At 69.4% G+C, this 23226-nt stretch carries 19 protein-coding genes; 10 read left to right on the top strand and 9 right to left on the bottom strand.

The window, feature by feature from the left end; translation table 11 throughout:
- Positions 1–53: 53 nt before the first annotated feature.
- Positions 54–1106, top strand: a complete 1053-nt coding sequence (locus PHZ_RS13630) for a LacI family DNA-binding transcriptional regulator (protein ID WP_012523003.1) — start codon at positions 54–56, stop codon at positions 1104–1106.
- Here the strand turns inward: PHZ_RS13630 and PHZ_RS13625 are convergent.
- From PHZ_RS13625 to PHZ_RS13615, 3 genes are read right to left on the bottom strand one after another with little or no spacing between them, the layout of a single operon-like run.
- Positions 1103–1525 carry a cupin domain-containing protein gene (locus PHZ_RS13625; RefSeq protein ID WP_236611831.1) on the bottom strand — a complete coding sequence of 141 codons (423 nt, stop codon included), beginning with the start codon at positions 1523–1525 and terminating at the stop codon, positions 1103–1105. The two genes, PHZ_RS13630 and PHZ_RS13625, sit on opposite strands and share 4 nt — an antisense overlap.
- On the bottom strand, positions 1522–2808 hold the full coding sequence (locus PHZ_RS13620; RefSeq protein ID WP_012523001.1) for an MFS transporter: 1287 nt from the start codon (positions 2806–2808) through the stop codon (positions 1522–1524). The genes PHZ_RS13625 and PHZ_RS13620 overlap by 4 nt, the downstream gene beginning before the upstream one ends.
- Complete coding sequence (locus PHZ_RS13615; RefSeq protein ID WP_012523000.1) at positions 2783–3652, bottom strand: 2-keto-4-pentenoate hydratase; 870 nt, start codon at positions 3650–3652, stop codon at positions 2783–2785. The genes PHZ_RS13620 and PHZ_RS13615 overlap by 26 nt, the downstream gene beginning before the upstream one ends.
- A 238-nt stretch (positions 3653–3890) precedes the next feature.
- On the opposite strand from PHZ_RS13615, the gene uxaC reads away from it, so the two are divergent.
- Genes uxaC through kduD form a run of 3 tightly spaced genes read left to right on the top strand, consistent with a single transcriptional unit; the run spans position 3891 to position 6957 of the window.
- Positions 3891–5333 (top strand): glucuronate isomerase, encoded by a 1443-nt coding sequence (gene uxaC, locus PHZ_RS13610; protein WP_012522999.1) that lies wholly within the window; start codon positions 3891–3893, stop codon positions 5331–5333.
- A 17-nt stretch (positions 5334–5350) separates the two neighbouring features.
- On the top strand, positions 5351–6187 hold the full coding sequence (gene kduI, locus PHZ_RS13605) for a 5-dehydro-4-deoxy-D-glucuronate isomerase (RefSeq protein WP_041374214.1): 837 nt from the start codon (positions 5351–5353) through the stop codon (positions 6185–6187).
- An 8-nt stretch (positions 6188–6195) separates the two neighbouring features.
- Positions 6196–6957, top strand: coding sequence for a 2-dehydro-3-deoxy-D-gluconate 5-dehydrogenase KduD (gene kduD, locus PHZ_RS13600; protein WP_012522997.1), 762 nt, complete (start codon positions 6196–6198; stop codon positions 6955–6957).
- A gap of 1 nt (position 6958) precedes the next feature.
- Here kduD and PHZ_RS13595 read toward each other — a convergent pair whose 3' ends face one another.
- Complete coding sequence (locus PHZ_RS13595; RefSeq protein ID WP_049758427.1) at positions 6959–8536, bottom strand: carboxylesterase/lipase family protein; 1578 nt, start codon at positions 8534–8536, stop codon at positions 6959–6961.
- Between PHZ_RS13595 and PHZ_RS13590 the strand changes: the two genes are divergently transcribed.
- On the top strand, positions 8506–10197 hold the full coding sequence (locus PHZ_RS13590; protein WP_012522995.1) for a pectate lyase: 1692 nt from the start codon (positions 8506–8508) through the stop codon (positions 10195–10197). The genes PHZ_RS13595 and PHZ_RS13590 overlap by 31 nt on opposite strands.
- Before the next feature lie 148 nt (positions 10198–10345).
- Here the strand turns inward: PHZ_RS13590 and PHZ_RS13585 are convergent, their stop codons facing one another.
- Positions 10346–10807, bottom strand: a complete 462-nt coding sequence (locus PHZ_RS13585; protein WP_012522994.1) for a hypothetical protein — start codon at positions 10805–10807, stop codon at positions 10346–10348.
- A 39-nt stretch (positions 10808–10846) separates the two neighbouring features.
- A complete protein-coding gene (locus PHZ_RS13580) occupies positions 10847–11818 on the bottom strand; it encodes an alpha/beta hydrolase (RefSeq protein ID WP_012522993.1) in 972 nt (323 codons plus the stop codon).
- Between the two features lie 104 nt (positions 11819–11922).
- On the opposite strand from PHZ_RS13580, the gene PHZ_RS13575 reads away from it, so the two are divergent.
- From PHZ_RS13575 to PHZ_RS23155, 3 genes are read left to right on the top strand one after another with little or no spacing between them, the layout of a single operon-like run.
- Positions 11923–14520, top strand: a complete 2598-nt coding sequence (locus PHZ_RS13575; protein ID WP_041373550.1) for a TonB-dependent receptor — start codon at positions 11923–11925, stop codon at positions 14518–14520.
- A gap of 51 nt (positions 14521–14571) precedes the next feature.
- Positions 14572–16107: an alkaline phosphatase D family protein gene (locus PHZ_RS13570; protein WP_012522991.1), complete on the top strand. Its 1536-nt coding sequence runs from the start codon at positions 14572–14574 to the stop codon at positions 16105–16107.
- Positions 16100–16906, top strand: coding sequence for a YncE family protein (locus tag PHZ_RS23155; RefSeq protein WP_012522990.1), 807 nt, complete (start codon positions 16100–16102; stop codon positions 16904–16906). The genes PHZ_RS13570 and PHZ_RS23155 overlap by 8 nt, the downstream gene beginning before the upstream one ends.
- A gap of 387 nt (positions 16907–17293) precedes the next feature.
- Here PHZ_RS23155 and PHZ_RS13560 read toward each other — a convergent pair whose 3' ends face one another.
- From PHZ_RS13560 to PHZ_RS13550, 3 genes are read right to left on the bottom strand one after another with little or no spacing between them, the layout of a single operon-like run.
- Entirely contained in the window at positions 17294–17845 is a 552-nt protein-coding gene (locus tag PHZ_RS13560; protein WP_041373549.1) for a peptidylprolyl isomerase, read from the bottom strand.
- Position 17846: 1 nt separating this feature from the next.
- Entirely contained in the window at positions 17847–19217 is a 1371-nt protein-coding gene (locus PHZ_RS13555; protein WP_012522988.1) for a spinster family MFS transporter, read from the bottom strand.
- Complete coding sequence (locus tag PHZ_RS13550) at positions 19210–19830, bottom strand: helix-turn-helix domain-containing protein (RefSeq protein ID WP_012522987.1); 621 nt, start codon at positions 19828–19830, stop codon at positions 19210–19212. Before PHZ_RS13550 ends, PHZ_RS13555 begins: the two co-directional genes overlap by 8 nt.
- 351 nt (positions 19831–20181) lie before the next feature.
- On the opposite strand from PHZ_RS13550, the gene PHZ_RS13545 reads away from it, so the two are divergent.
- Both PHZ_RS13545 and PHZ_RS13540 read left to right on the top strand, forming a co-directional pair.
- The gene (locus tag PHZ_RS13545; RefSeq protein WP_012522986.1) at positions 20182–20928 is read left to right on the top strand and encodes an aspartate/glutamate racemase family protein; all 747 of its coding nucleotides are present in this window, start codon (positions 20182–20184) and stop codon (positions 20926–20928) included.
- Positions 20929–20977: 49 nt separating this feature from the next.
- Entirely contained in the window at positions 20978–23224 is a 2247-nt protein-coding gene (locus PHZ_RS13540; RefSeq protein ID WP_012522985.1) for a TonB-dependent receptor, read from the top strand.
- The last annotated feature ends 2 nt before the right edge of the window (positions 23225–23226 follow it).

Raw genomic sequence — 23226 nt, 5'->3', positions numbered from 1 at the left:
ATCTCCCGCGCTTGCGATTAGTGGTCTGGCTTGAACCGATCTGAGGCCCCTGGATGAAGAAGGCGCCGCGCGCCCCGGACGACGCTCTCGAGACGCCGCGCCGCCGGCCGACCATCAACGACATCGCCCGCCTGGCGGGGGTGTCGAAGAAGACGGTCTCGCGGGTGATCAACGCCTCGCCGTTCGTCCGCTCCGACACCCGCGACCGCATCCAGGCGGTGATCGCGGAGCTAGGCTATGCGCCCGACCCGCAGGCGCGGGGGCTGGCCTACGGCCGCTCGTTCCTGATCGGCCTCGTCTACGACAACCCCAATCCCCAGTACGTCGTGAACATGCAGCTCGGGCTGCTGGACGGCATGAAGGGATCGGGGTTCGAGCTGGTCGTGCATCCCTGCGACCGCGAGAGCCCGACGTTCCTGGAGGACCTGCGCGCCTTCATCGAGCGCCAGCGGCTGTTCGGGGTGGTGCTGACGCCTTCCGTCTCCGAGGACGAGCGCGCGGCCAAGCTGATGAGCGACATCGGCTGCGCCTATGTGCGGGTGGCGTCGGTCAGTCTGGACACGCCGGAACACATGATCGAGACCCGCGACCGCCTGGGCGGCCGCGAGGCGGCGCGGCACCTGGCCGAGCTCGGCCACACGCGCATCGGCTTCATCTCGGGCCCCGCCAGCTTCCGCTCGTCGCACGAGCGGCGCTCGGGTTTCGAGGAGGCGCTGAACGAGCACGGCCTGACCCTGTCGCGGACCTATGTGGCCGAGGGCGCCTACACCTTCGATTCCGGGGTCGAGCGCGGCCGCGAGCTGCTGGCGATCGAGCCGCGGCCGACCGCGATCTTCGCCGCCAACGACGAGATGGCCGCCGGCGTGCTGCAGGCCGCCCGGCAGGCTGGCCTGCGCATCCCCGAGGACCTGTCGGTGGTGGGCTTCGACGACTTCCAGATCGCCTCGCGCCTGTGGCCGGCGCTCACCACCGTCCGCACCCCGACGCGGGAGATCGGCCGTCTGGCGGTCGAGCGGCTGCTGGGCCGCGACGACGACGTCCGCGACCCGAAGAACCGGCTGCCGTCCCTGGTGGTGCGGGACTCCACCGCCCCGCTGAAAGGCTAGGGCTTCGCGGGCAGCGGATAGGAGACGATCAGGACGAGATCCTGGTCGCCGACCTGGGCGATCCCCACCTCGGCGCCGCGATAGAGGTAGGCCGCCCCGCCCGGGCCCAGCCGGCGGGTGACGCCGTCCGAGGTCACCTCGCCCTCTCCGGACAGCACATAGTAGACCTCGTCGTGGTCGATCACGTGCAGCCCGACGGCGGCGCCGGGGTGCAGGACCCGCTTGCGGAACTCCATCGTCCGGCCGGGGACGACGTCGGAGATCCGGTAGGCGGTGCTCATGCCGTGGGCGCCGTGCGGCGGCGGCTCGCGGCGGACGACGTCAGCCTCGTTCACGAACACGGCGGGCGGGGCGGCGAGCGCCAGTCCCGCCGCCCCGCCGAGTGCGAGGACCCCCAGGAGCGCGGGGGCGGCCCTCACAGCTTCACCGGCTCCATCTTCGGCGTGAGGATGTGCACGACCAGCAGGGCCAGCAGGTAGGCCGATGCGGCCACCACGAAGATCGGGGTGTAGGTGCCGATCTGCTCCAGCACGTAGCCGGCGTACTTCGACATCACCATGCCGCCGATGGCGCCCAGCATGCCGCCGATGCCGACGACCGAGCCCACCGCCGCCCGCGGGAAGACGTCGCCGGGCAGGGTGTAGAGGTTGGCCGAGAAGCCCTGGTGGGCGGCGGTGGCCACGCCGATGATCAGCACGGCGACCCACAGGTTCGAGGCGAAGGCGGCGAAAGCCACCGGCAGGGCCAGCAGGGCGCAGATCAGCATGGTCATCTTGCGCGCGCGGTTCACCGACCAGCCCAGGTGCATGAAGCGCGAGGACATCCAGCCGCCGGCCACGCTGCCGACGTCCGAGAGCAGGTAGATGGCCACCAGGGGCGGGCCGAAGCTCATCAGATCGAGGCCGTGGCGCTTGCCGAGGAAGTCCGGCAGCCAGAACAGGAACATCCACCAGACGGGGTCGATCAGGAACTTGCCGATCGCGTAGGCCCAGGTCTCGCGGTAGCGCAGCAGCTTGGTCCAGGCGACCTTCTCCACCGTGTCCGGCGGATCCTGCTCGATGTGCGCCAGCTCGGCGGCGGTGACCTTCGGATGCTCGCGCGGCCGGCGGTAGACCAGCAGCCAGATGGGCAGCCACACGAGGCCCGCCACGCCGGTGACGATGAACGCCGCCTGCCAGCCCCAGGCCAGGGTGATCGCCGGGATCACCAGGGGCGTGACGATGGCGCCGATGTTGGTGCCGGCGTTGAAGATGCCGGTGGCGAGCGCGCGCTCCTTCTTGGGGAACCACTCGGCCACCGACTTGATGCCGGCCGGGAACGCGCCGCCTTCGCCCAGGCCCAGGACGACGCGGGCGAAGATGAAGCCGCTCAGCGAGCGGGCGCCGGCCGTGGCGATGTGGCCGACGTGCCAGAGCAGGAAGGCGAGGCCGAAGCCCCAGCGGGCGCCGATCCGGTCGATGACCCGGCCCCAGGCCAGGTAGGCGATGGCGTAGGCGGCCTGGAACCAGAAGACGAGGTCGGCGTAGTCCGTCTCGCTCCAGCCGAACTCGGCGGTGAGGTCGGCCTTCAGCAGCCCGATGGTCTGGCGATCGACGTAGTTGATCACCATCGCCGCAAAGAGGAGCCCCACCACCACCCAGCGGTAGCGGCCCACGACGGCGGGCGGGGCTGCGGCGTCAGTCCGTTCGGCGGCTGTGGCCATCGTTGTTTCCTCCCTGGTCCTCCGGCGCCGCGGTGACCGCCTGGCAGCGGATCTCCTGCAGGTCGCCGAAGACGATTCGGGCCGATTGGCCGGCCTCGATGTCATGGATGCCGCTGGCCGCGCCGGTCGTCACCAGCTGGCCGGCCTTGAGGGGCCGACCGCGCAGCGCCGCGGCGCGCAGCAGGAAGGCCAGCGAGGCGGCGGGGCCGCCCGGCACGGATTGGGGAGTCCCGCGGCCGTCGAGGACGCCGTCCACATAGGCCTCGCAGGCCGGGATAGCGTCGGGCCGCTCGCGCCAGCCGGGGATCGGCTGACCGAGGATCAGGCCCGCGTTGTTGCCGAAATCCGAGGCCACGACCCGGGGGCCCAGCACGTTGATGGTGGCCAGGGGACTGCCGGCCAGCTCGACGCCGGTCAGCATCTCCTCGACGATCTCCAGCGCCTCGGCCGGCGTCCAGTCGGTCTTGTCGGCGGGCGCGTCCCGGCCGATGCGGAAGACGTACTCGGCCTCGACGGCCGCGAAGCCGCCGGGGATCACCGGAAGGGGCGTGGCCCGGGCCGGATCGGCCTGCCAGACGTTGGCGCGGAAGACGGGACCCATCACCCGGTCGGCGCCTAGCTGCGCCTGCAGGTCCTCGGGAATCCGGCCGACCTTCCAGCCGGCGATCTCGTCCGGCCACAGCCCGATGGCGGCCTCCTGCACGCGGTACCCGGCGGCCATGTCGGCGGGGATCGGCCCCGGGAAGCCGGGCAGCGCGCGGGCCGCCCGGCGGGCGGCGACGAACGCACGGGCGATGGCCTCAGGGTCGAAGCGGGACGCGGTCTCGGCCGCCGGCACGGTCACTTCCTGTCGTCCTCCGGCCGGTTCGTCCGTGACGTCGGCGTCTGGTCGTTCTTGGACGCCCCGCGGCGCGGGCCGGGGGCGGGTCGGCGCGCACATTGTGGCATCAGGTAACCGGTGTCAATTTGGCTTCGCCACGGCTTTCTGCTTCACTCAGGAAAGCCTCGGCAGCCGTCCGGCAAAGAGGTTGCGTGGCGTGATGACACCGGTTACCGAGGCCGCTTCAAGGGAGGACAGGTCGATGACAAGGCCGCTGAGGCTGCATCCGGACCGCTTGTTCCCGGCCGACGCCGGCACGCGCGACATCGCCCGCCGTCTCTACGGGTCCGTGAAGGACCTGCCGATCATCAGCCCGCACGGCCACACCGATCCCGAGTGGTTCGCGGGCGACGCGCCGTTCCCCGACGCAACCAACCTGTTCCTGGCCCCCGACCACTACCTCTACCGGATGCTCTATTCGCAGGGCGTGCCCCTGGACCGGCTGGGCGTCCCGTCGAAGGCGGGCCCGTCCCCGGCCGACCCGCGCGAGGCCTGGCGGATGCTGGCGTCCAACATGCACCTGTTCCGCGGCACGCCCTCGTCCATGTGGCTGAACCATGTGTTCGGCGAGGTGTTCGGCTTCGAGATCGAGCTGTCGGCCGAGACCGCCGACCTCTACTTCGACCGCATCGGCGAGGCGCTGCAGAGCCCCGCCTTCCGGCCGCGGGCCCTGTTCGAGCGGTTCAACATCGAACTGCTGGCCACCACCGAGAGCCCCACCGACGACCTGCGCCACCACAAGGCCATGCGCGCCAGCGGCTGGAAGGGCCGGGTGGTCACCGCCTACCGCCCCGACCCGGTGATCGACGCCGAGCACGAGGACTTCCGCGCGAGCCTTTCCCGCTTCGGCGAGCTGACCGGACAGGACGTCGAGAGCTGGTCAGGCTATCTCCAGGCGCACCGGATGCGCCGGGCGGCGTTCATGGAGATGGGCGCCACCTCCACCGACCACGGCCACCCGACCGCGGCCACCGCCGACCTGTCGCTGGCTGACGCCGAGGCGCTGTTCCGCAAGCTGCTGTCGGCCGACTTCTCGCCCGCCGACGCCGAGCTGTTCCGGGCCCAGATGCTGACCGAGATGGCCAGGATGAGCCTGGACGACGGGCTGGTCATGCAGATCCACCCCGGCTCGTTCCGCAACCACAACGCCGGCCTCTTCGCCCGCTACGGGCGGGACAAGGGCGCCGACATCCCCACCCGGACCGACTACGTCCGGGCGCTGAAGCCGCTGCTGGACCGCTTCGGCAACGAGCGCGGCCTGTCGGTCATCGTCTTCACGCTGGACGAGAGCAGCTACGCCCGCGAGCTCGCGCCGCTGGCCGGCCACTATCCGGTGCTGAAGCTGGGCCCCGCCTGGTGGTTCCACGACAGCCCGGAAGGCATGCGCCGGTTCCGCGAGCAGACCACCGAGACGGCGGGCTTCTACAACACGGTCGGCTTCAACGACGACACCCGGGCGTTCCTTTCGATCCCGGCCCGGCATGACGTCGCCCGGCGGATCGACGCCGGCTTCCTCGCCCGGCTGGTGGCCGAGCACCGCCTATCCGAGGACGACGCCCACGAGACGGCGGTCGACCTCGCCTACAACCTGCCCAAGCGGGCCTACAAGCTGGACGAGCCGGCCAGGACGCCGGCCGCCGCCTGACGACAGGAGACGTGTACGTGTTCAAGCGCATCTACCACGCGACCCACCCCGACATGATGGAGGGCGTCGACAACGAGACCCTGCGCCAGCGCTACCTGATCGACGGGCTGTTCCAGCCGGGCCAGATCGTCCTCAACTACACCCACTACGAGCGCTTCGTGATCGGGGGCGCCGCGCCTCACGGCGGGGCGGTCCGCCTGCCCGACCAGACCGAGCCCGAGAGCGCCGCCGGCCATCCGTTCCTGGAGCGCCGCGAACTGGGGGTGGTGAACGTGGCCGACGTCGCCGGGACCGTCACCGTCGACGGCCAGGCCTACGCGCTCGCGCCGAAGGACTGCCTCTATGTCCCGATGGGCACGAAGGACGTGACGTTCGAAGGCGACGGCGCGCGCTTCTACCTGGTCTCCACCCCCGCCCACGCCCGGTTCGAGACCCGGCACCTGTCGATCGCCGACGCCGTGCCGCTGGAGCGCGGCGGGCTCGAAACCTCGAACGAGCGGACCATCTACCAGCTCGTGGTGCCGGCCACCTGCAAGTCGGCCCAGCTGCTGATGGGCCTGACGATCCTGAAGACCGGCAGCGTCTGGAACACCATGCCGCCCCACCTCCACGACCGGCGCAGCGAGGTCTACTTCTACTTCGATCTCGGCAAGGACGACCGGGTCTTCCACTTCATGGGCGAGCCGGACAAGGCCCGGCACATCATCATGGCCAACGAGGAGGCGGTGGTCTCGCCGCCGTGGTCGATCCACATGGGCTCGGGCACCTCGAACTACGCCTTCATCTGGGCGATGGGCGGGGAGAACCTCGACTACACCGACATGCGCGTCCTCGACATCTGCCAGCTGAAGTGAGCCCCGAGATGAATCCTGGCCTCTTCAGCCTTCAGGGCAAGGTCGCCCTGGTCACCGGCGCCAACACCGGGCTCGGCCAGGGGATCGCCGTGGGCCTGGCGCAGGCGGGGGCGGACATCGTCGCCGTCGGCCGCAGCGCGCCCGACGAGACCGCCGAGATGGTGCGCAAGGCCGGCCGCGAGCTGCATGCCATCCGCGCCGACCTCGGCTCCACCGGGCCGCTCGCCGGCGTGGTGGAGGAGGCCTTCGCCGCCGCCGGCCAGGTGGACATCCTGGTCAACAACGCCGGCGTCATCCGCCGGGCCGACAGCCTCGACTTCACCGAAGAGGACTGGGACGCGGTGATGGACACCAACCTGAAGACGGTCTTCTTCCTGTCGCAGGCGGTGGCCCGGCGCTGGGTCGCCGCCGGCCGCGGCGGCAAGATCATCAACGTGGTCTCGATGCTGTCCTTCCAGGGCGGCATCCGGGTGCCGTCCTACACCGCCTCGAAGAGCGGCCTGGCGGGCCTGACCAAGCTGCTCTGCAACGAGTGGGCGGGGAAGGGCATCAACGTCAACGCCATCGCCCCCGGCTACTTCGCCACCAACAACACCGAGGCGCTGCGGGCCGACGAGGGCCGCTCCAGGGAGATCCTGGGCCGCATCCCGGCGGGCCGCTGGGGCGATCCCTCGGACCTCGCGGGCGCCGCCGTGTTCCTGGCGAGCGGCGCGTCCGACTACATGCACGGCGCGATCGTCCCCGTGGACGGCGGCTGGCTGGCGCGGTGACTTACGTCCCCGGCTGCACGTAGGGGACCTTCGCGAAGAACCGCCGCTCGGCGCCGCGGGGGTCGTCCTCCAGGCGCGAGGGGACGTCGAAGACCATCGTCTGGCGCCGCGCCAGGGTGAACGGCTCCCAGCGCGGGATCGCCCGGCAGTTCGGATCGCCGGTCCTGGCGAAGGCAAGGAAGGCCTCGCTCATCTGGTCGGCCATGGTTTGGGCTTCGGGCCCGATGGCCGTCGCGCCGGGCTTGGCGATGTTGTCGAACACCAGCTGGATGTCCGAGGCGTGCGGCGCGCCGAGGCGGCCGCCGTCCTTGGGCGTGGCCCAGTCGAGCTGGTAAGCGAAGGTGGGATGGCCGGCCCGGGCCCGTTCCTCCAGCTCGATGATCGCCCCCCGCCAGGACCGGGCCGCGGTGGTGGCCGCGAACAGCACGTCCGACGGCGAATAGTGCGGGTAGAGCCGCCGGTACTCGGCGATCACGGCCTCGGGCAGCACGTCCACCCGCAGGTTCGGGAAGGTCAGCTTCGCCGGCAGCTCGTCCCAGGAGAGGGTGAAGTTCGAGGGATCGTTCCCCATGAACGCCCGCGTCTCGTCACGGGTGTTGCCGATGATCATTGGGATCTTCGCCGACTGGGCCGGCGCGTCCGGGTAGAAGGGGTGGCGCTTCAGATTCCCCTCGTCGAGCACCGGCCCGAAGTAGAGGCCGCCGAAACCCAGCACCGGGTCCTCGACGCCCAGGGCCTCCACCAGCCGCCCGGCCGGCAGGGTGCGCAGAAGGTGGGCCTCCTCCGGCTTCAGCTTCAGGGCGTCGAGGAAGGCCAGCGTCCGCCGCGCGGCGTTCATCGGCCCCGAAGCGGTCACCTGCTGGCCGCTCATGGTGGCGGCCCGGTGGAACAGGCCCGCGGCCGCCGGCATGGCCATCACCGTCGCGATCTTGGCCCCGCCGCCCGACTGGCCGAAGACCATCACCTGGGACGGATCGCCGCCGAACTCGGCGATGTTGTCCCGCACCCACTCCAGCGCGAGGATCAGGTCGAGCTGGCCCGCATTGCCGCTGTCGGGCAGGCCTGGGACAAGCCTGGCCAGATAGCCGTAGCCGAAGACGTTCAGCCGGTGGTTCAGCGTCACCACGACCACGTCGCCGCGCCGCGCCAGCCGCACCCCGTCGTACAGCGGCGCCGAGCCCGAGCCGTTCGAATAGGCGCCGCCGTGGATGTAGACCATCACCGGCCGCTTCGCGCCGTCCCGCAGGGCCGGGGTCCAGACGTTCAGGAACAGGCAGTCCTCGGACGTGGCGCCGGCGTCGCGGTCGCGCTGCGGGCAGGCGGGACCGTACTGCGTGGCCTCGGCGATCCCGTCCCAGGGGGCCGGCGTCCGCGGCGCCTGGAATCGGAGCGGGCCCGTGTCGGCGCCGTAGCGGATCCCCCGGAAGGCCAGGACGCCGCCGTCCACATAGCCGCGCACGCGGCCGTGGCGGGTCCGGGCGACGGGCGAGGCCGCTCCCGAAGCCAGGGAGGCGGCGGGGGCGGCGGCGAAGGCGAGAGCGGCGCCGAATGCGCCGCGGCGGGTCAGGTCGTGGGCCATGGGGTCAGACTATGACACCGGTAGCAATCCGCGCTAGAACCTCCGCAACAACAGGAGGAAGCGTAGGCGTGCTGAAGGGTTTGACGGCCATTCTGGCCGGCGTGTGCGTACTGGCGGGCGGCGCGCCGGCCACGGCCCAATCCCGCGACCAGGTGCTCGCGGCCATGAAACGGGCGACCACCTTCATGGTCGAGACGGCCGCTTACAACGGCGGCTACGTGTGGTCCTACACGCCGGACTTCTCGCGCCGCTGGGGCGAGCTCGAGGCCAAGCCCACCATGGTCTGGGTCCAGCCCCCCGGCACGGCCACCATGGGCCACCTGTTCCTCGACGCCTATCACGCCACGGGCGACGACTATTACTATCGTGCGGCCGAGCGCGCGGCCGAGGCCCTCGTCTGGGGCCAGCATCCCAGCGGCGGCTGGAACTACTTCATCGACTTCGGCGGCCCGGCCTCGGCCCGCGACTGGTACGAGACCGTCGGCAAGAACGCTTGGCGGATGGAGGAATTCCAGCACGACTGGGGCAACGCCACCTTCGACGACGCCGGCACGTCCGAGGCGATGCAGTTCCTGCTGCGCCTCTACGTCGAGAAGCTGGATCCTCGCTGGAAGCCCGCCTTGGACCGCGCGATCGGCTTCGTGCTCGAGGCCCAGTACCCGGTCGGCGGCTGGCCGCAGCGCTATCCGGTCAAGCCGAAGTTCGAGGGCGACTACACCGGCTACATCACCTTCAACGACGACGTGGCCGGCGAGAACATCAAGTTCCTGACCATGGTCTACCAGGCGCTCGGCGATGAGCGCGCGCTGGACGCCATCCGCCGGGCGATGACCAGCTTCCTGGTCACCCAGCTGGGCCAGCCGCAGCCCGGCTGGGCGCTGCAGTACACCCTGGACCTGCAGCCGGCCGCCGCCCGCAGCTACGAGCCCCTGGCGCTTGCCACCCACACCACGGCGAACAACCTCGCCCAGCTGATGACCTTCTACGAACTGACCGGCGACACGCGCTTCCTGGCGCGGGTGGGCGAGGGGCTGGACTGGCTGGACAAGGTGCGGCTGCCGGCGCCGACGGCCGACGGGCGCACCCATCCCACCTTCATCGAGATCGGCACGGACCGGCCGCTCTACGTGCATCGCCGCGGCTCGAACGTCGTCAACGGCGCGTACTACGTGGACTACAGCCCCGAGCGGCCGCTGGCCCACTACAGCGCCTTCCGCAGGATCGACGAGGCGGGCCTGCGCGCCCGGTACGAGCGGCTGAAGGCGACGCCGGGCGCCGAGGTCTCGAAGGACTCGCCCCTGAAGGCGACGAACCGCGTCCCCCTGCCGCGCTACTTCGCGACCCGCGACCTGGAGACCTCGGACCTCAACGTCCGCGCCGCCGTCGATGAGGACCGCTCCGTCAGCGCCGAGAAGGTCCGGGCGCTGATCGGCGGCCTGAACCGCGAGGGCTACTGGCCGACGCCGCTGGTGGCCGCCAGCATCCCCTACACCGGAGAGCGCCCGCCGGCGCAGCCCGACGGCGACTATGCGACGACGCACGTCGGCGACCGCACCGACACCTCGCCCTATCCGGCGGCGAACCCGCAGCCGGGGATCTCCACCGGCGCCTACATCCAGAACATGACGGTGCTGATCGACTGGCTGGACCAGCGGCGGTGACGAAGCGCCTTCCTCCCCCATCGGGGGAGGGGGACCGCGATAGCGGTGGAGGGGGGCCGCCCCATCCACCGAGCCCCGGCAAGCCCCCACCACCATGCTGCGCATGGTCCCCCTCCCCCGATGGGGAGGACGAAAAGAGGGAGCGCCCCTAGTGCGGCCAGACCTCCTTCAGCACCTCGGCCTTGCCGTCCTTCAGCATGACCTCGAGCGCCGGCGTCCCGGGACGCCCCGGGGCGAACAGCTCGTAGACGATCGAGCCGTCGGTCTGCTTGCTCTCGATCACCCGGGCCGGGGCGGGGCCCTTCCAGGCGGGCTGGGCGGCGGCGTGGACCTGGGCAGGGGCGGAGGCCCAGGCGATGTCGCGCTGGATCTCCACCACCTGCCAGCCGGCGGCGGTCTGCAGCATGTCGAGTTCGATCTCGGAGCCGTCGGGCAGCACGCCCTCGACGTCGTAGTAGCGCCGGCCATCGCGCGCCTTCAGCTCGGCCTCGGTGATCTTCATCTGCGGCATCGCCGCCTTGACGGCGGCGGCGACGTCGGCGGGAACCTCGGCGGCCTGCGCCGGTCCGAGGGAAAGGGCGGCGAGCGCCGCGGCGAGGAGCCAGCGCATGGACGTTCTCCGGTTATGACACCGGTATCATAGCCCCGGTCAGCCGGCCTTGAGGAGCCCCCGCCGCGCGGCCCAGGCCAGGAACAGGTCCGGCCAGGCCGCGGCCGGGTTGCCCTGGATCAGGCGCAGGCCGAAGCCGTGGCCGCCTTCCTCGAACAGGTGCGCCTCGGCGGGGACCTTCGCCGCCCGCAGCGCCGCCAGGTAGGCGAGGCTGTTCTCCACCGGCACCGAGTCGTCGTCCATGGCGTGCAGCAGGAAGGTCGGCGGGACGTGCGCGCCGACGTGGCGGTGCGGCGAGTAGGCGGCCTCGGCCTCGGAGGACGGGTCCGGCCCCAGCAGCTGCGCGCGCGAGCCCGGGTGCGCGTTGGGCGGCGCCATGTCGATCACCGGATAGATCAGCGCCGCCAGGTCCGGGCGGGCGCTCTGGGCGTCCGCCGCGTCCACGGGCCGATAGACGGCGGCGGCGTGGCGCGTGCTGAGCGAGGCGGCCACGTGCCCGCCGGCCGAGAAGCCCATCGCCGCCACGCGCGACGGATCGATCCCCCAGCCGGCCGCGCCGGCGCGGATCAGGCGCACGGCGCGCTGGGCGTCCTGCAGGGGAACGTCGGCGGGGCTCGCCCAGCCGTCGCCGGGCAGGCGGTAGCGCAGCACGAAGGCGGTGATCCCCGCGTCCGCCAGGCGACGCGCGGTCTCGAACCCCTCCTTGTCGATGACCACCCGGACGTAGCCGCCGCCGGGGATCACCAGCACCGCCGCCCCGTTCGGCCGGGCGGGACGGAAGACGGTCATCAGCGGCTCGCCGATGCTGGTGGCGATGCGGTCCTGGAAGCCGGACGTCGCGATCCGGTCCCGCACCTGCGTGACCGGCAGGACACCGGGCGCGCCGGGCGGGCGGCCCGGCCACAGCCGCACGACCTCTGCCGGGTCGGCGGGCTCGCGGGCTTGGGCGGCGGCGGCCGCGGAGGCGAAAAGGGCGGCGCCCAGAAGCGCCCGGCGGTCGAGCTTGGTCATGGCGCCACCGGTAGCATCGCTGCCGCCTTCAACAAACCGACACGCAAGCGTGACCGTCCTGACAACCGCGGCCCCTAAGCACGCCCCCAACGAGAAGGGGGTCCATGATGCGTATGACGATGACGGGGGCGAGCCGGCTGGCGCTGGCGGTCGCCATGACGGCCTTTGCGCCGGGGCTGGCCCAGGCCCAGGACGGGGCCCAGGACGGCGCCCAGGACGGGGCGGTGGAAGAGCTGGTGGTCACCGGCCAGCGGCTGTCCCAGCAGCGGGCGATCGAGACCAAGCGCAGCGCCACCGCCGTGGTCGACGCCATCTCCGCCGACGAGATCGGTCGCCTGGCCGACAAGAACGTCGCCGAGAACGTCGAGCGCCTGCCCGGCGTCGGCGTCTCTTATGACCAGGGCGAGGGCCGCTACGTCTCGATCCGCGGCGCGCCGGCCCAGCTCAACAACGTCACCTTGAACGGCGTCGAGGTCGGCAATCCCGACGGCGACAGCCGCGCCCTGCCGCTGGACGTGGTCTCGGGCCAGCTGCTCGGCCGGATCGAGGTGGTGAAGGCCGTCACCCCCGACATGGACGCCCAGGGCATCGGCGGCACGGTCAATCTCGTCACCCAGTCGCCGTTCGACGCGGGGAAGGACCTGTTCGCCCGCGGCTCGGTCCAGGCCGGTTATCAAGAGTTCAACGAGAAGGTGCCGGTGCAGGGCGACGCCACCTTCGGCGCCGTGTTCGGCGACGGCCGGTGGGGCGTGATCGTCGGCGTCAACGGCTCGTCGCGGGACTACCGCTCGGACGGCCTCTATCCCGACGACTGGCGCAGCGTGCCGGGCTACGCCCGCGGCGGCCTGCCGACCAACATCAAGTTCACCAACTACACCCTCAAGCGCGAGCGGATCGGGGTCAGCGGCGCGCTGGAGTTCCGCCCGGCCGACGCCGACAAGCTCTACGTCCGTGGGCTGTTCTCGCGCTTCACCGAGGACGAGTACCGCCAGCGCTCGCGGCTCGACTTCGGAGCCAATCCCGCGAACATCACGCTCAATTCCGACGGGGCGACCGGCGTCGCCCGCAACGTCGACGCGCGCCAGGACCTGCGCCTGGAATACAAGGAGAAGAGCATCAGCTCGGCCTCCTTCGGCGGCGAGCACGAGCGCGGGCCCTGGCTCCTGCAGTACGACCTGTCGTGGGGCTACAACGAGCTGGTCGAGCCGAACCAGGGCTGGCAGTTCCGCCTGCCGTCGGCGAACCTGACCGTCGACTTCGACATGCGCCCGCTGCTCTACACGGCCGAGCCGCGGACCATGTCGGCGGGGGCGCTGCAGTTCCGCCAGTACACCGCCCAGGACGAATACGGCGATGAGACCAACCTCGCCGCCAAGGTCGATCTGAAGCGCGCCATCGACATCGGCCAGGACAGCTTCTTCAAGGTGGGCCTGAAGGTCCGCGACACCGACAAGATGTTCGACGGCCGCACCGAACGGTGGGATCGCGGCTCGGCCGCCAACCGGTTCACCCTGGCCGACTTCGGCCTCCAGGGCCCGGTGATGGAGGTGGACCTCGGCGACTACACCTACCTCAACCGCTACACCATCGACGCCGAGGCGATGCAGCGGTTCACGGCCGAGAACCTCGCCAGTGCGCGCTTCGTCCGCAACGCGGCCGACAGCCTCGCGAACGAGACCCTCAGCGACTACGACCTGACCGAGCGGATCTACGCCGGCTACGTCATGGCCGACGTGGATCTCGGCGGCTGGCGGCTGATCGGCGGCTGGCGCGTCGAGCGCACCGAGACGGACGTCCAGGGCTTCCGGCTCGACGCCGAGGAGGGCGGCGTGACGCCCGTCTCCCGCTCGGGCGAATACGTGAACTTCCTGCCGAACGTGCACCTGCGGTTCGAGCCGCGCGAGGACCTGGTCGTCCGGCTCGCCTACACCCGCACCCTCGGGCGGCCCCAGTACCCGCAACTGAAGCCCGGCGGCGAGCTCGAGTGGGTCGAGGTGACGCCCGGCGTGTTCGAGGGCGGCCTGTCGGAGGGCAACGCCGACCTGAAGCCCTTCGTCTCGGACAACTTCGACGCCACCATCGAGTGGTACTTCGCCCGCGGGGGTCTGCTGTCGGCGGGCGCCTTCCTGAAGAAGGTCAAGGACCCGATCTTCAATTTCAGCGAGACCCGCACGAACTTCGTACTCGACGGCCGGACCTACGCCCGCTTCGGCTACAGCCAGCCGCGCAACGCCGACGAGGGCGAGATCAAGGGGATCGAGCTCGCCTACCAACAGCAGTTCACCTTCCTGCCCGGCCTCTGGAGCGGGTTCGGCGCGGCGGCGAACGTCACGATCACCGACTCCAGCCTCACCGTGCCCGGCCGCGGCGAGTTGGCCTTCCCGGCCCAGTCCGACCTGCTGTGGGGCGCCCAGCTCTTCTACCAGAAGGGCCGGTTCGAGGCGGCGCTGTCCTACCACCACACCGGCAAGGCCGTTCAGGGCCTGGGCGGGAACGACGAGGCCGACACCTGGGACGACGACTTCAAGCGCCTCGACGCCAAGGCGAGCTACGCGCTCACCGACAACGTCGAGATCTACGTCGACCTGCAGAACCTGAACGACGAGGTGCTGCGGGAGTATCAGGGCGGCCGGCGCGACTGGCTGACCAACTACGAACGCTACGGCCGCACCTACTACCTGGGCGTTTCTGCCCGGTGGTGAAGTCGGTGGTGAAGCTGAGCTAGACTCCTGAGCAGAGAGGGGAGGCCGCCCGTGCCTGGATCCGCGACGCGTCGCCGGTTGCTCTGGCAGGCCGCAGGCCTGGCCGGGCTGGCGCTCTCCTCCGCCGCCTGGCGGCCGGCGCTGGCCCGGGCGCGGCTTCCCGAGGACCCCTTCACCCTGGGGGTCGCCTCGGGCGAGCCCACGCCCGACGGCGTGGTGCTGTGGACCCGGCTCGCGCCGGCTCCGCTGCAGCCGGACGGCGGCATGTCGCCCGAGCCCGTGGCGGTGACCTGGGAGGTGGCCGAGGACCCGCGGCTGTCGCGCGTGGCGGCGCGGGGCGAGGCGCTCGCCGTCTCCGAGGCCGCCCACTCGGTCCATGTGGAGGTCGCCGGCCTGCGGCCCGGCCGCGAGTACTGGTACCGCTTCCGCGCCGGCGGCCACGCCAGCGAGGTCGGCCGCACGCGCACCGCTCCCGCGCCGGGCGCCGCGGTGGACCGTCTGCGGATCGCCTACGGCTCGTGCCAGAAGTACGAGGCCGGCTACTACGGCGCCTATCCGCACCTGGCGGCCGATGCGCCCGACCTGGTGCTGTTCCTCGGCGACTACATCTACGAGAAGACCGCCAGCGCGAAGGGCGTGCGCCGCCATCCCGAGGGAGAGGCCATGGACCTGGCCAGCTACCGGGTCCGCTACGGCCTCTACAAGTCCGACCCCAACCTTCGCGCCGCCCACGCGGCCGCGCCCTGGATGGTCGTCTGGGACGACCACGAGGTGGTGAACGACTACGGCGGCGACCAGGACCGCGCCGACACCGATCCCGCCGTCTTCCTCCGCCGCCGGGCCGCCGCCTACCAGGCCTACTACGAGCACATGCCCCTGCGCCGCCGGTCGCGGCCGGTCGGGCCTCAGATGCTGCTGCACCGGGCCCTGGACTGGGGCTCCCTGGCCCAGATCCAGCTCCTCGACACCCGCCAGCACCGGCCGCACCGCACCTGCGACGCCCTCGCCGAGGGCAAGATGATCCCGGACTGCGACGCCCGCCGCGACCCGGCCCGCTCGCTGCTGGGCCAGGCGCAGGAGCGCTGGCTGTTCGACACCCTGGACCGGAGCCAGGCCCGCTGGAACCTGCTGGCCCAGCAGTACCTGATGGGCGACCTGCAGCGCCTCGACGGCCGCTACAGCAACGACGGCTGGGGCGGCTATGTCCAGACCCGCCGGCGGATCCTCGAGCGCTGGCGGGACGCCGGCGTCTCCAATCCCTTGGCGCTGGGCGGCGACATCCACACCTTCCTGGCCGGCGACCTGTCGCTGGAGCCGGGCGGCCCGCCGCTCGCCAGCGAGTTCGTCGGCGGCTCGGTCAGTTCGCTGGGCTGGGAGAACGCCTCGCTGCAGCCGGTCCTGGCGCACAACCCGAACCTGAAGTTCGGCGATGGCGAGACCCGCGGCTATGGCCTCGTGGACTTGACGCCGCAGGGCTGCACGGTGCGCTTCCGGGGGATCGAGAGCGCGCTCGTCCCGTCCTCCCCGGTGCGGGACCTCGCCCGGTTCGCGGTCGAGGCGGGGCGTGCGGGCCTCCAGCATGCGTAGGGCGGCCCTGGTTCTCGCGGCGCTGCTCGCCGCCGCTCCGCCGCTGGCGCTGGCCGCCCCGGCCGCCGAACTCGTCCGCCGCCTCCCTGCAGAGGAGGCGCGGCAGGGCGTGGCGGTGGACGCCCGCCACCTCTACGCCGTCGATAATTCGACCATCGCCAAGTACGACCGCCGCACGGGCCGCAAGGCAGCGGTCTGGACCGGCGACCCCGAGCGCTTCGCGCACCTGAACTCCTGCGCCGTGATCCGGCGCGAGCTGGTCTGCGCGGCCTCCAACTACCCGGCGGTCCCGATGCGTAGCTCGGTGGAGGTGTTCGATCCCCGCCGCATGGTCCACCTGCGCTCGATCCCCCTTGGCCCCCAGCCCGGATCGCTGACCTGGGCCGACTGGAAGGACGGCGCCTGGTGGGCGGCCTTCGCCAACTACGACGGCCGCGGCGGCGAGCCCGGCCGCGACCATCGCCACACGACGCTGGTGAAGTTCGACCCGCGCTGGCGGCCCCTTGCGTCCTGGACCTTTCCGCCCAGCGTGCTGGAGCGCCTCAAGCCGCGCAGCGCCTCGGGCGGCGGCTGGGGGCCGGACGGGCGGCTCTACGTCACCGGCCACGACGCGGGAGAGATCTACGTGCTGCGCGCGCCCGAGGGCGGGGGCGTCCTCGAGCACCTGGCGACCCTGCCCGCGCCCATCCACGGCCAGGCCATCGCCTTCGATCCGGCCGACCGGCGCACCGTCTTCGGCGTCAGCCGGCCCGATCGCCAGATCGTCGAGATGCGCCTCCCGCACGGCCTGCCGGAATAGGGTCGCTTTGCGCTTCGGCCCCGTCTCGCCTACCTAGGCGCGGTGAGCCGCCGCCCGCCCCATACCTTCTCCGTCGCGCCGATGATGGACTGGACGGAAACACCAGCTAAAACAACGAGTTGAGCAGACATGTGTGCACTATTTGCACACGGGCGTTCGCCATCCTTTTCGGTTTCGTTCTTTCGATCGCCTGCGATCCGTTGAGCTGTTGGCGCAACCGGTCAGTTCGAGCGTCAGGGCTATGAACTGGCCACGCGCTCGGGCGCGGTGACCGCAGGTTTCCCTGGTGGCCGCGCCTGGTGGTATTCGAACGCTGTGGCCCCCTGGGCTCTCAGCAGGAGATCTTCCCCACCCGCGGTAAGACGTTGTGGCGGGCGTCGATGGGGGCTAGTCAACGCTGATCCAGCGGCGCCTGCTGAGCAAGGCGCGCTCGATTGCGATCGGCTCGGACAGAAACTGTTCCTGCTCCGCCCGAGCCCAGATGGCCCTCACGACATCCATTCCCTGCACGACTTCTCCAAAAGCGGCGAAGCCGTGCTGGTCGGGATTTCTGGCGCCGCCGTAGTCGAGCTGAGGGTGATCTCCGATACAGATGAAGAAGGCGCCCGCGGCCGTGCCGGGGGCTAGCCTCGCCATGGAGACGACGCCGTCGCGATGGCGAAGACCAGTCTGGCAGGTCGGCTCATGCGGGATCGGTGGCAAGGGGGGAGTCACATCTTCGCGCCAGCCACCCTGGACGACGGAGATCGGCACCGCGTTTCCCTTTTGATTGCAGGGCGCGACCACCCGATAGAAGGCGGTCCGATCGAAGAAGCCGGAGCACACGTACGTGAGGAAGTTGGAGGCGGTGAGGGGGGCGGCGGCGCGGTCGACAGATATGACAATCCCGCCCAGCGCCGTCGTGAACTCGACGTGCTGCTGATCAGATGAAATTTTCATTCTAGTCTCCCGCCTGTTTCCAGGCGTCGGCACGCTCCAGGCTGGACAGGTAAGGCCTGATCCCGATCACCAGGATCAGCGTCGCCACCAGGGCCGACACACCGCCCACGATCGACATCGAATAGCCGAGAGCGAGTTCGTCTCTGAAGGCATAGTCGGTGAGCAGAGCGACCATCAGCGGTCCGCAGCCGATCCCGAGCATGTTGTTGAAGAACTGGTACATGGCCGAAACCTGCCCGCGCATCTGATTGGGCGTGATCTGCTGAAGCGCTGAGACGGCGAGGCCGAACGGGACGGCGCCGAAAAACAGCGCCGGGGCCATCAGGAAGAGCACGGCCCTGATGTCTGGCACGATCGGCATGAGGACGGTCGGGATGATCGCCAGGCCTGAGCCCATCGCCGCAGTAATGAAGCAGGCGCTACGCTGGCCGCGCTTCTGGAGGTAATCGGAAAGCCAGCCGCCAGCGACCACCCCAGATCCGCCAAAGACGCCGATCATGAGGCCGTAGACAGCGCCCGCCTCGCCGACGCTCCAGCCGTGGATTCGGATCAGAAACGTCGGCGTCCACAGGGCCATGCCATTGATCAGGAGGCACAGAAGGCCAAAGCCAAGGAAGTGTGCGCTGTAGGTCTTCCAATGCGACACCAGGTAGGCGCCAAGTTCGCGCAGCGGCACCGATCTGACCGTCTCGTCCCCTTTGCGGAGGGTCCCCCTCCGCTTCGGCTCCCGCACCGCCCAGATCAAAGGCGCGAGCAGCAATCCGGGAAGACCGACCACCATGAAGGCGATGCGCCACCCTTCCATGGGGCCGACCACAGGAACGTCCCACAGCGGCGCCGCTGCGAGCATAGCCACCAGGCCGCCACCGATGATGTAGGCCATCGCCATCCCGAGGTAGCTTCCGAGCACATAGGTGCTCAGCGCGCGGGAGCGCTTTTCGGGCGGGAAGTAGTCAGTAATGATCGAGTAGGCCGCCGGTGAAAGCGCCGCCTCGCCAACTCCAACCCCAATCCGAGCCATGAAAAGCTGGAAGAAGGACTTCGCGAACCCGCACAGGGCCGTCATCACGCTCCAGACCGCGATGGCGATGGAGATAATCCCGATCCGGTGCCGCCGGTCGACAAGCCGACCAAAAGGCAGTCCGAGCAGAGTGTAGAAGATCGCAAAGGCGAAGCCGTGCAGCAGGCTGACCTGCGTGTCACTGATCTGCAGGTCCGCCCGGATAGGACCAACGAGAAGCGTCAGGATTGTCCGGTCCACATACGAAAAGACGTAGACGACCGTGAGCATCGCGACCGCGAACCATCCGCGCAGAGCGGTGGGGTACCCGGCGTCAGGCGTCAGACCTGAAAGGCGCGCCAGCTCAGCCATTGGAGGAGAACAGCACGACAGAGCCGACCCAGAGCAGCTTCGCCTCGCGCTTGCCAGGATTGCTCAGCGCGAGCGAGCTGGTGAGCTGATAGTGCATGCTGTCGCCGGGGGAGAGGCTGAACGAAGCCCCCCGGTACTCCCCCGATACACGCCCCTCGAGGACGTACAGGAAGCCCTCGCCCAGATGTCCTTCACCGATGTTCGCCGCCTCGGAGATGTAGCCAGGCTGGAGGATGAAGATCAGTGGCTCGAGCTTCTGTTCGGGGAACGAATTGCTGAGCCGGATATAGGTGGTCGGTGAGTCGACATCGATGAACTCCGGGTCCCGCCCCCGACGGATCAGTTTTTCTTCCTGAGTGGCTTCGACGAAGTGGTTCACACCGACGCCGAGCGCATCGGAGATCTGAAGCAGCGAAATGATCGAGGGAGCCGTCTTCCCTCGCTCGATCTGCGAGATGAATGCGACCGACAGACCAGAGCGCTCAGCCAGCTCCTTCAGCGTGAGCCCCAGCTCCTTTCGCCGGACTCGGACCGCTGGCCCGATATTGATCCGGTCCTTCCGACGCCCCCGTCCGCTCTCGCGGCGGGGCGCAGGTTTGCTGCTGTCACGCATTCCGCCCCTACTCGTCTCGTATAGCATAATTTCTAGTAAAGTGTAGCGGCTCGCGGACGGTGTCAACCGGCGGTGAGTCGCGCTCGCCACCCGGCAGTAGCATAGAGTCTGAGCGGGGCGGAGCGCGCCGGCGACCTGAGCGGACGCGGATTTACCGAGAGGCGGCCGTGCTCGCCGGGCCATGCGGTAGCGGCTGCCCGCCATTTGGGCGCTCGAGTTCGGAGGCGCCAAAAATGAAGGCGCGCAAAACCGTCTTGTCGGATCGCAGAATTTTTGTAATAGCATAATTTATGCTTTTAGAGCCCTAAGGGCCGGGCGTCGTCACGGCGCGAATGAGCTGGGAGGAAGTAGATGGTCACCGTTCACCTCGTCGTGCCAACCACGACCAAGTTCGAGTTCGCGGCGCCCCTCAGCTACCTGGAGGGGCCCGACCTCAAGCTCATGGAGTCGCATCTCGAGCGAGGGCCGGCGTCCATCGAATGCGAGTACGACGAGCTCGTGGCGGGTCCGGAAACCGTGGCCGCAGCGATCCGTGCGCAGAACGATGGCGCGGACGCGATCGTCGTGGTGTGCATGGGGGACCCGGCCCTGCACGCAGTCCGCGAAGCTGTGTCAGTGCCGGTCCTCGGGATCGGCGAGACCGCGATGCACTACGCGGCGATGCTGGGTCACAAGTTCAGCATCCTCTGCACGCTCGATCGGCGTCGGTCCTACTACGTGGACAAGGCGCGGCAGTACGGGCTCGACAGCAAGCTGGCCTCGGTTCGAACGGTGAACACGCCGGTTCTCGCGATCGAGGATGACCACGCCTCCACCCTGGATCGACTTGTCGAAGCTGCAGCGGTGGCGATCATCCAGGATGGCGCCGACGTGATCGTCCTCGGCTGCGGCTGCTTCAAGGACATGGATCGGATGATGGAGGAGCGCCTCGCCGCCCGTGGCCTGGCCGTACCCGTCATCGATTCCCCGCCGTTGACCGTGCTGACTGCAGCGGCGCTGGCGCGGACCCGCCTGTCGCACAGCAAGCGCGCCTACCCGATTCCGCCGGCCAAGGAGCGGCCTGGTTACGACGTGCCGTCTCTCAAAGAGCGGCGCTAACCGGACGCCCCGTCGCGTTCAAAAAAAACACTCAACAGGGGGCTTCATCATGCACCACACCAGGGCCATTCTGGCCATCGGCACCGCGCTCGGATCGAGCCTCATCTGCTTCAGCGCCGCACAGGCGCAGTCGGCGGCGCCAGCTGCGCAGTCGACGACCGCCGAAGGCGAACTCGCGGAGATCGTCGTCATCGCCCGAGGGCGGGCCGAGTCGCTGCAGACCGTTCCGATCGCCGTTTCGAGCTTCGATGCGAAGACGATCGAAGACGCCGGCATCGAGCGCCCGGCTGACTTCATCAGCTTCACGCCGAATGTCTCGGTGGCTGAGACCCAGCAGCCCGGCACGGCCTTCATCACCATTCGCGGCATCTCTCAGGTGCGCAACGGCGAATCCCCTGTGGCTGTCGTCGTGGACGGCGTGCTCCAGACGGTGAGCAACCAGTTCAACACTGAGCTTTTCGACCTGCAGCAGATCGAAGTCCTGAAGGGGCCGCAGGGCGCGCTCTACGGGCGCAACTCGATCGGCGGCGCCATCGTCGTAACGACCCGAGCGCCCTCCGATGAGTTCTTCGGTCGCGTGACCGTCGGCGCCGGCAACGGTGATCAGCACAAGGCTCAGATCGGCGTGAGCGGCCCCATCATCGAGGGGAGGCTGTTCGGCAGCATCGCCGGCTCGTTCAGGAGCCGCGAGGGCTTTCTTGAGAACGTCTACCTGAACAAGAAGGTGGACTTCCTGCGGGACACCGCCGTGCGCGGGCGCCTGATCTTCGACGCGACCGATGCGCTCAAGATCGACTACCGGGCCTCCTACAACCGCACCCACTCAGGCGCCCTCTACTTCAAGCGCAACAACGTGCTGGCGTCGGGCTTCTACCAGTTCTATCCGACGGTCCGTTCAACGGCCTCGAACCCTGGGTCGCCGGACGACTACGGACCGCCCCTGAACTCCAACATCGATGGCGACGCGCTCCGCAAGATCTATTCGACGTCGCTGAAGGTCGATCTGGAGACCAGCCTCGGAACCCTGACGTCCACCTCGTCCTACGACGAGGTGAGCGAGCTGACGCTGGCGGACGCCAGCCCCTATACGAGCGCCGCGGCTGGCACACAGACCAGCAACTTCATGTGGTTCGCCAGGAGCACTGAACTGCGGCTGACGTCGCCCAGCGATCAGCGCCTGCGCTATATCGTCGGCGGCTACTACCTGGATCTCGCGCGTAAATCACGGCGAGCCAACGGCGTCGATACGGGCCCAGGCATCGTTTTGCCGGGCTACAATCCGGCGAATTCGGTCAACCCATCGACCAACAACACGGCCGACAACAATGACCAGACCTCCTATGCCCTGTTCGGCCAGCTGAATTTCGACATCACCGAACAGCTCGAGCTCGCCGGCGCCATCCGTTACGATCACGACAAGCGGGACACGCTCAACGTCAGCCATCCGAAGGACGCGGGGTCGCTGCCCACGTACACGCCCGTCGGAACGCCTGGCGCCTACCGCGAGGCTTCGTTCGACGCCTGGCAGCCGAAGGTCACCCTCCGGTACAAGATCGACAGCGGCACGTCGGTCTACGCAAGCTACTCAAAGGGCTTCCGCAGCGGCGGATTCAACCAGGATGGCGTACGCGCCATCGCCCTGCGCCTGAACCCGAACTCCGCCGTGACGGATGACTACAAGAAGGAGATCTCCACCTCCTGGGAGGCCGGCTTCAAGGCGCGCTTCCTGGACCGGCGACTGACGCTGAATGGTGCGGTGTTCCACACCAGGTTCAACAACGCGCAGTATTTCGTGTTCATCCCCGAGGCTAGCGCCCAGATCATCACGAACATCGACAAGGCGACGATGAAGGGGGCTGAGCTCGACGTCAGCTTCCGGCCGATGACGGGTTGGGAGATCTACGGCAACGTCGGCTACACCGACGCTGAAATCGACAAGTACGTTCAGCTGCCGGCTTCCGAGGGCAAGACCATGCCCTACGTGCCAAAGCTCGGATACAGCCTCGGCACCCAGTACACCTACGCGCTCACGGGTGACCTCGACCTCATCGGCCGCGTCGATCTGCACCACAAGGGCAGGCAGTACTGGGAGACCCTGAATACCGCCGGCGCGCGATCGGCCTTCAACCTCGTCGACGCTCGCGTGTCCATCGCGGATGCCGATCGCAGATGGAAGCTGAGCGCCTGGACGAAGAACGCCTTCGACAAGAAGTACCTCTCCGAGTTCGTCGGCGGTGGCTTCGCCTATCCGGGTGAGCCGCGCTCCTACGGGATCGAGCTCGACTACGAGTTTTAGGC

The sequence above is a fragment of the Phenylobacterium zucineum HLK1 genome (genome assembly GCF_000017265.1).
Lineage (GTDB): Bacteria > Pseudomonadota > Alphaproteobacteria > Caulobacterales > Caulobacteraceae > Phenylobacterium > Phenylobacterium zucineum.
The sequence above is the reverse complement of the archived record's forward strand: the minus strand, read 5'-3'. Positions and strand labels throughout refer to the sequence as shown.

Bases quoted from the DNA above. Each gene is read 5' to 3' on its own strand.
- PHZ_RS13555 (WP_012522988.1), bottom strand. From the start codon at position 19,217: ATGGCTGAGCTGGCGCGCCTTTCAGGTCTGACGCCTGACGCCGGGTAC.
- PHZ_RS13590 (WP_012522995.1), top strand. From the start codon at position 8,506: ATGCGCCGCGGCGGGTCAGGTCGTGGGCCATGGGGTCAGACTATGACA.
- kduD (WP_012522997.1), top strand. From the start codon at position 6,196: ATGAATCCTGGCCTCTTCAGCCTTCAGGGCAAGGTCGCCCTGGTCACC.
- PHZ_RS13585 (WP_012522994.1), bottom strand. From the start codon at position 10,807: ATGCGCTGGCTCCTCGCCGCGGCGCTCGCCGCCCTTTCCCTCGGACCG.
- PHZ_RS13545 (WP_012522986.1), top strand. From the start codon at position 20,182: ATGGTCACCGTTCACCTCGTCGTGCCAACCACGACCAAGTTCGAGTTC.
- PHZ_RS23155 (WP_012522990.1), top strand. From the start codon at position 16,100: ATGCGTAGGGCGGCCCTGGTTCTCGCGGCGCTGCTCGCCGCCGCTCCG.
- PHZ_RS13595 (WP_049758427.1), bottom strand. From the start codon at position 8,536: ATGGCCCACGACCTGACCCGCCGCGGCGCATTCGGCGCCGCTCTCGCC.
- PHZ_RS13550 (WP_012522987.1), bottom strand. From the start codon at position 19,830: ATGCGTGACAGCAGCAAACCTGCGCCCCGCCGCGAGAGCGGACGGGGG.
- PHZ_RS13630 (WP_012523003.1), top strand. From the start codon at position 54: ATGAAGAAGGCGCCGCGCGCCCCGGACGACGCTCTCGAGACGCCGCGC.
- PHZ_RS13560 (WP_041373549.1), bottom strand. From the start codon at position 17,845: ATGAAAATTTCATCTGATCAGCAGCACGTCGAGTTCACGACGGCGCTG.
- PHZ_RS13620 (WP_012523001.1), bottom strand. From the start codon at position 2,808: ATGGCCACAGCCGCCGAACGGACTGACGCCGCAGCCCCGCCCGCCGTC.
- PHZ_RS13580 (WP_012522993.1), bottom strand. From the start codon at position 11,818: ATGACCAAGCTCGACCGCCGGGCGCTTCTGGGCGCCGCCCTTTTCGCC.
- PHZ_RS13575 (WP_041373550.1), top strand. From the start codon at position 11,923: ATGATGCGTATGACGATGACGGGGGCGAGCCGGCTGGCGCTGGCGGTC.
- PHZ_RS13540 (WP_012522985.1), top strand. From the start codon at position 20,978: ATGCACCACACCAGGGCCATTCTGGCCATCGGCACCGCGCTCGGATCG.
- uxaC (WP_012522999.1), top strand. From the start codon at position 3,891: ATGACAAGGCCGCTGAGGCTGCATCCGGACCGCTTGTTCCCGGCCGAC.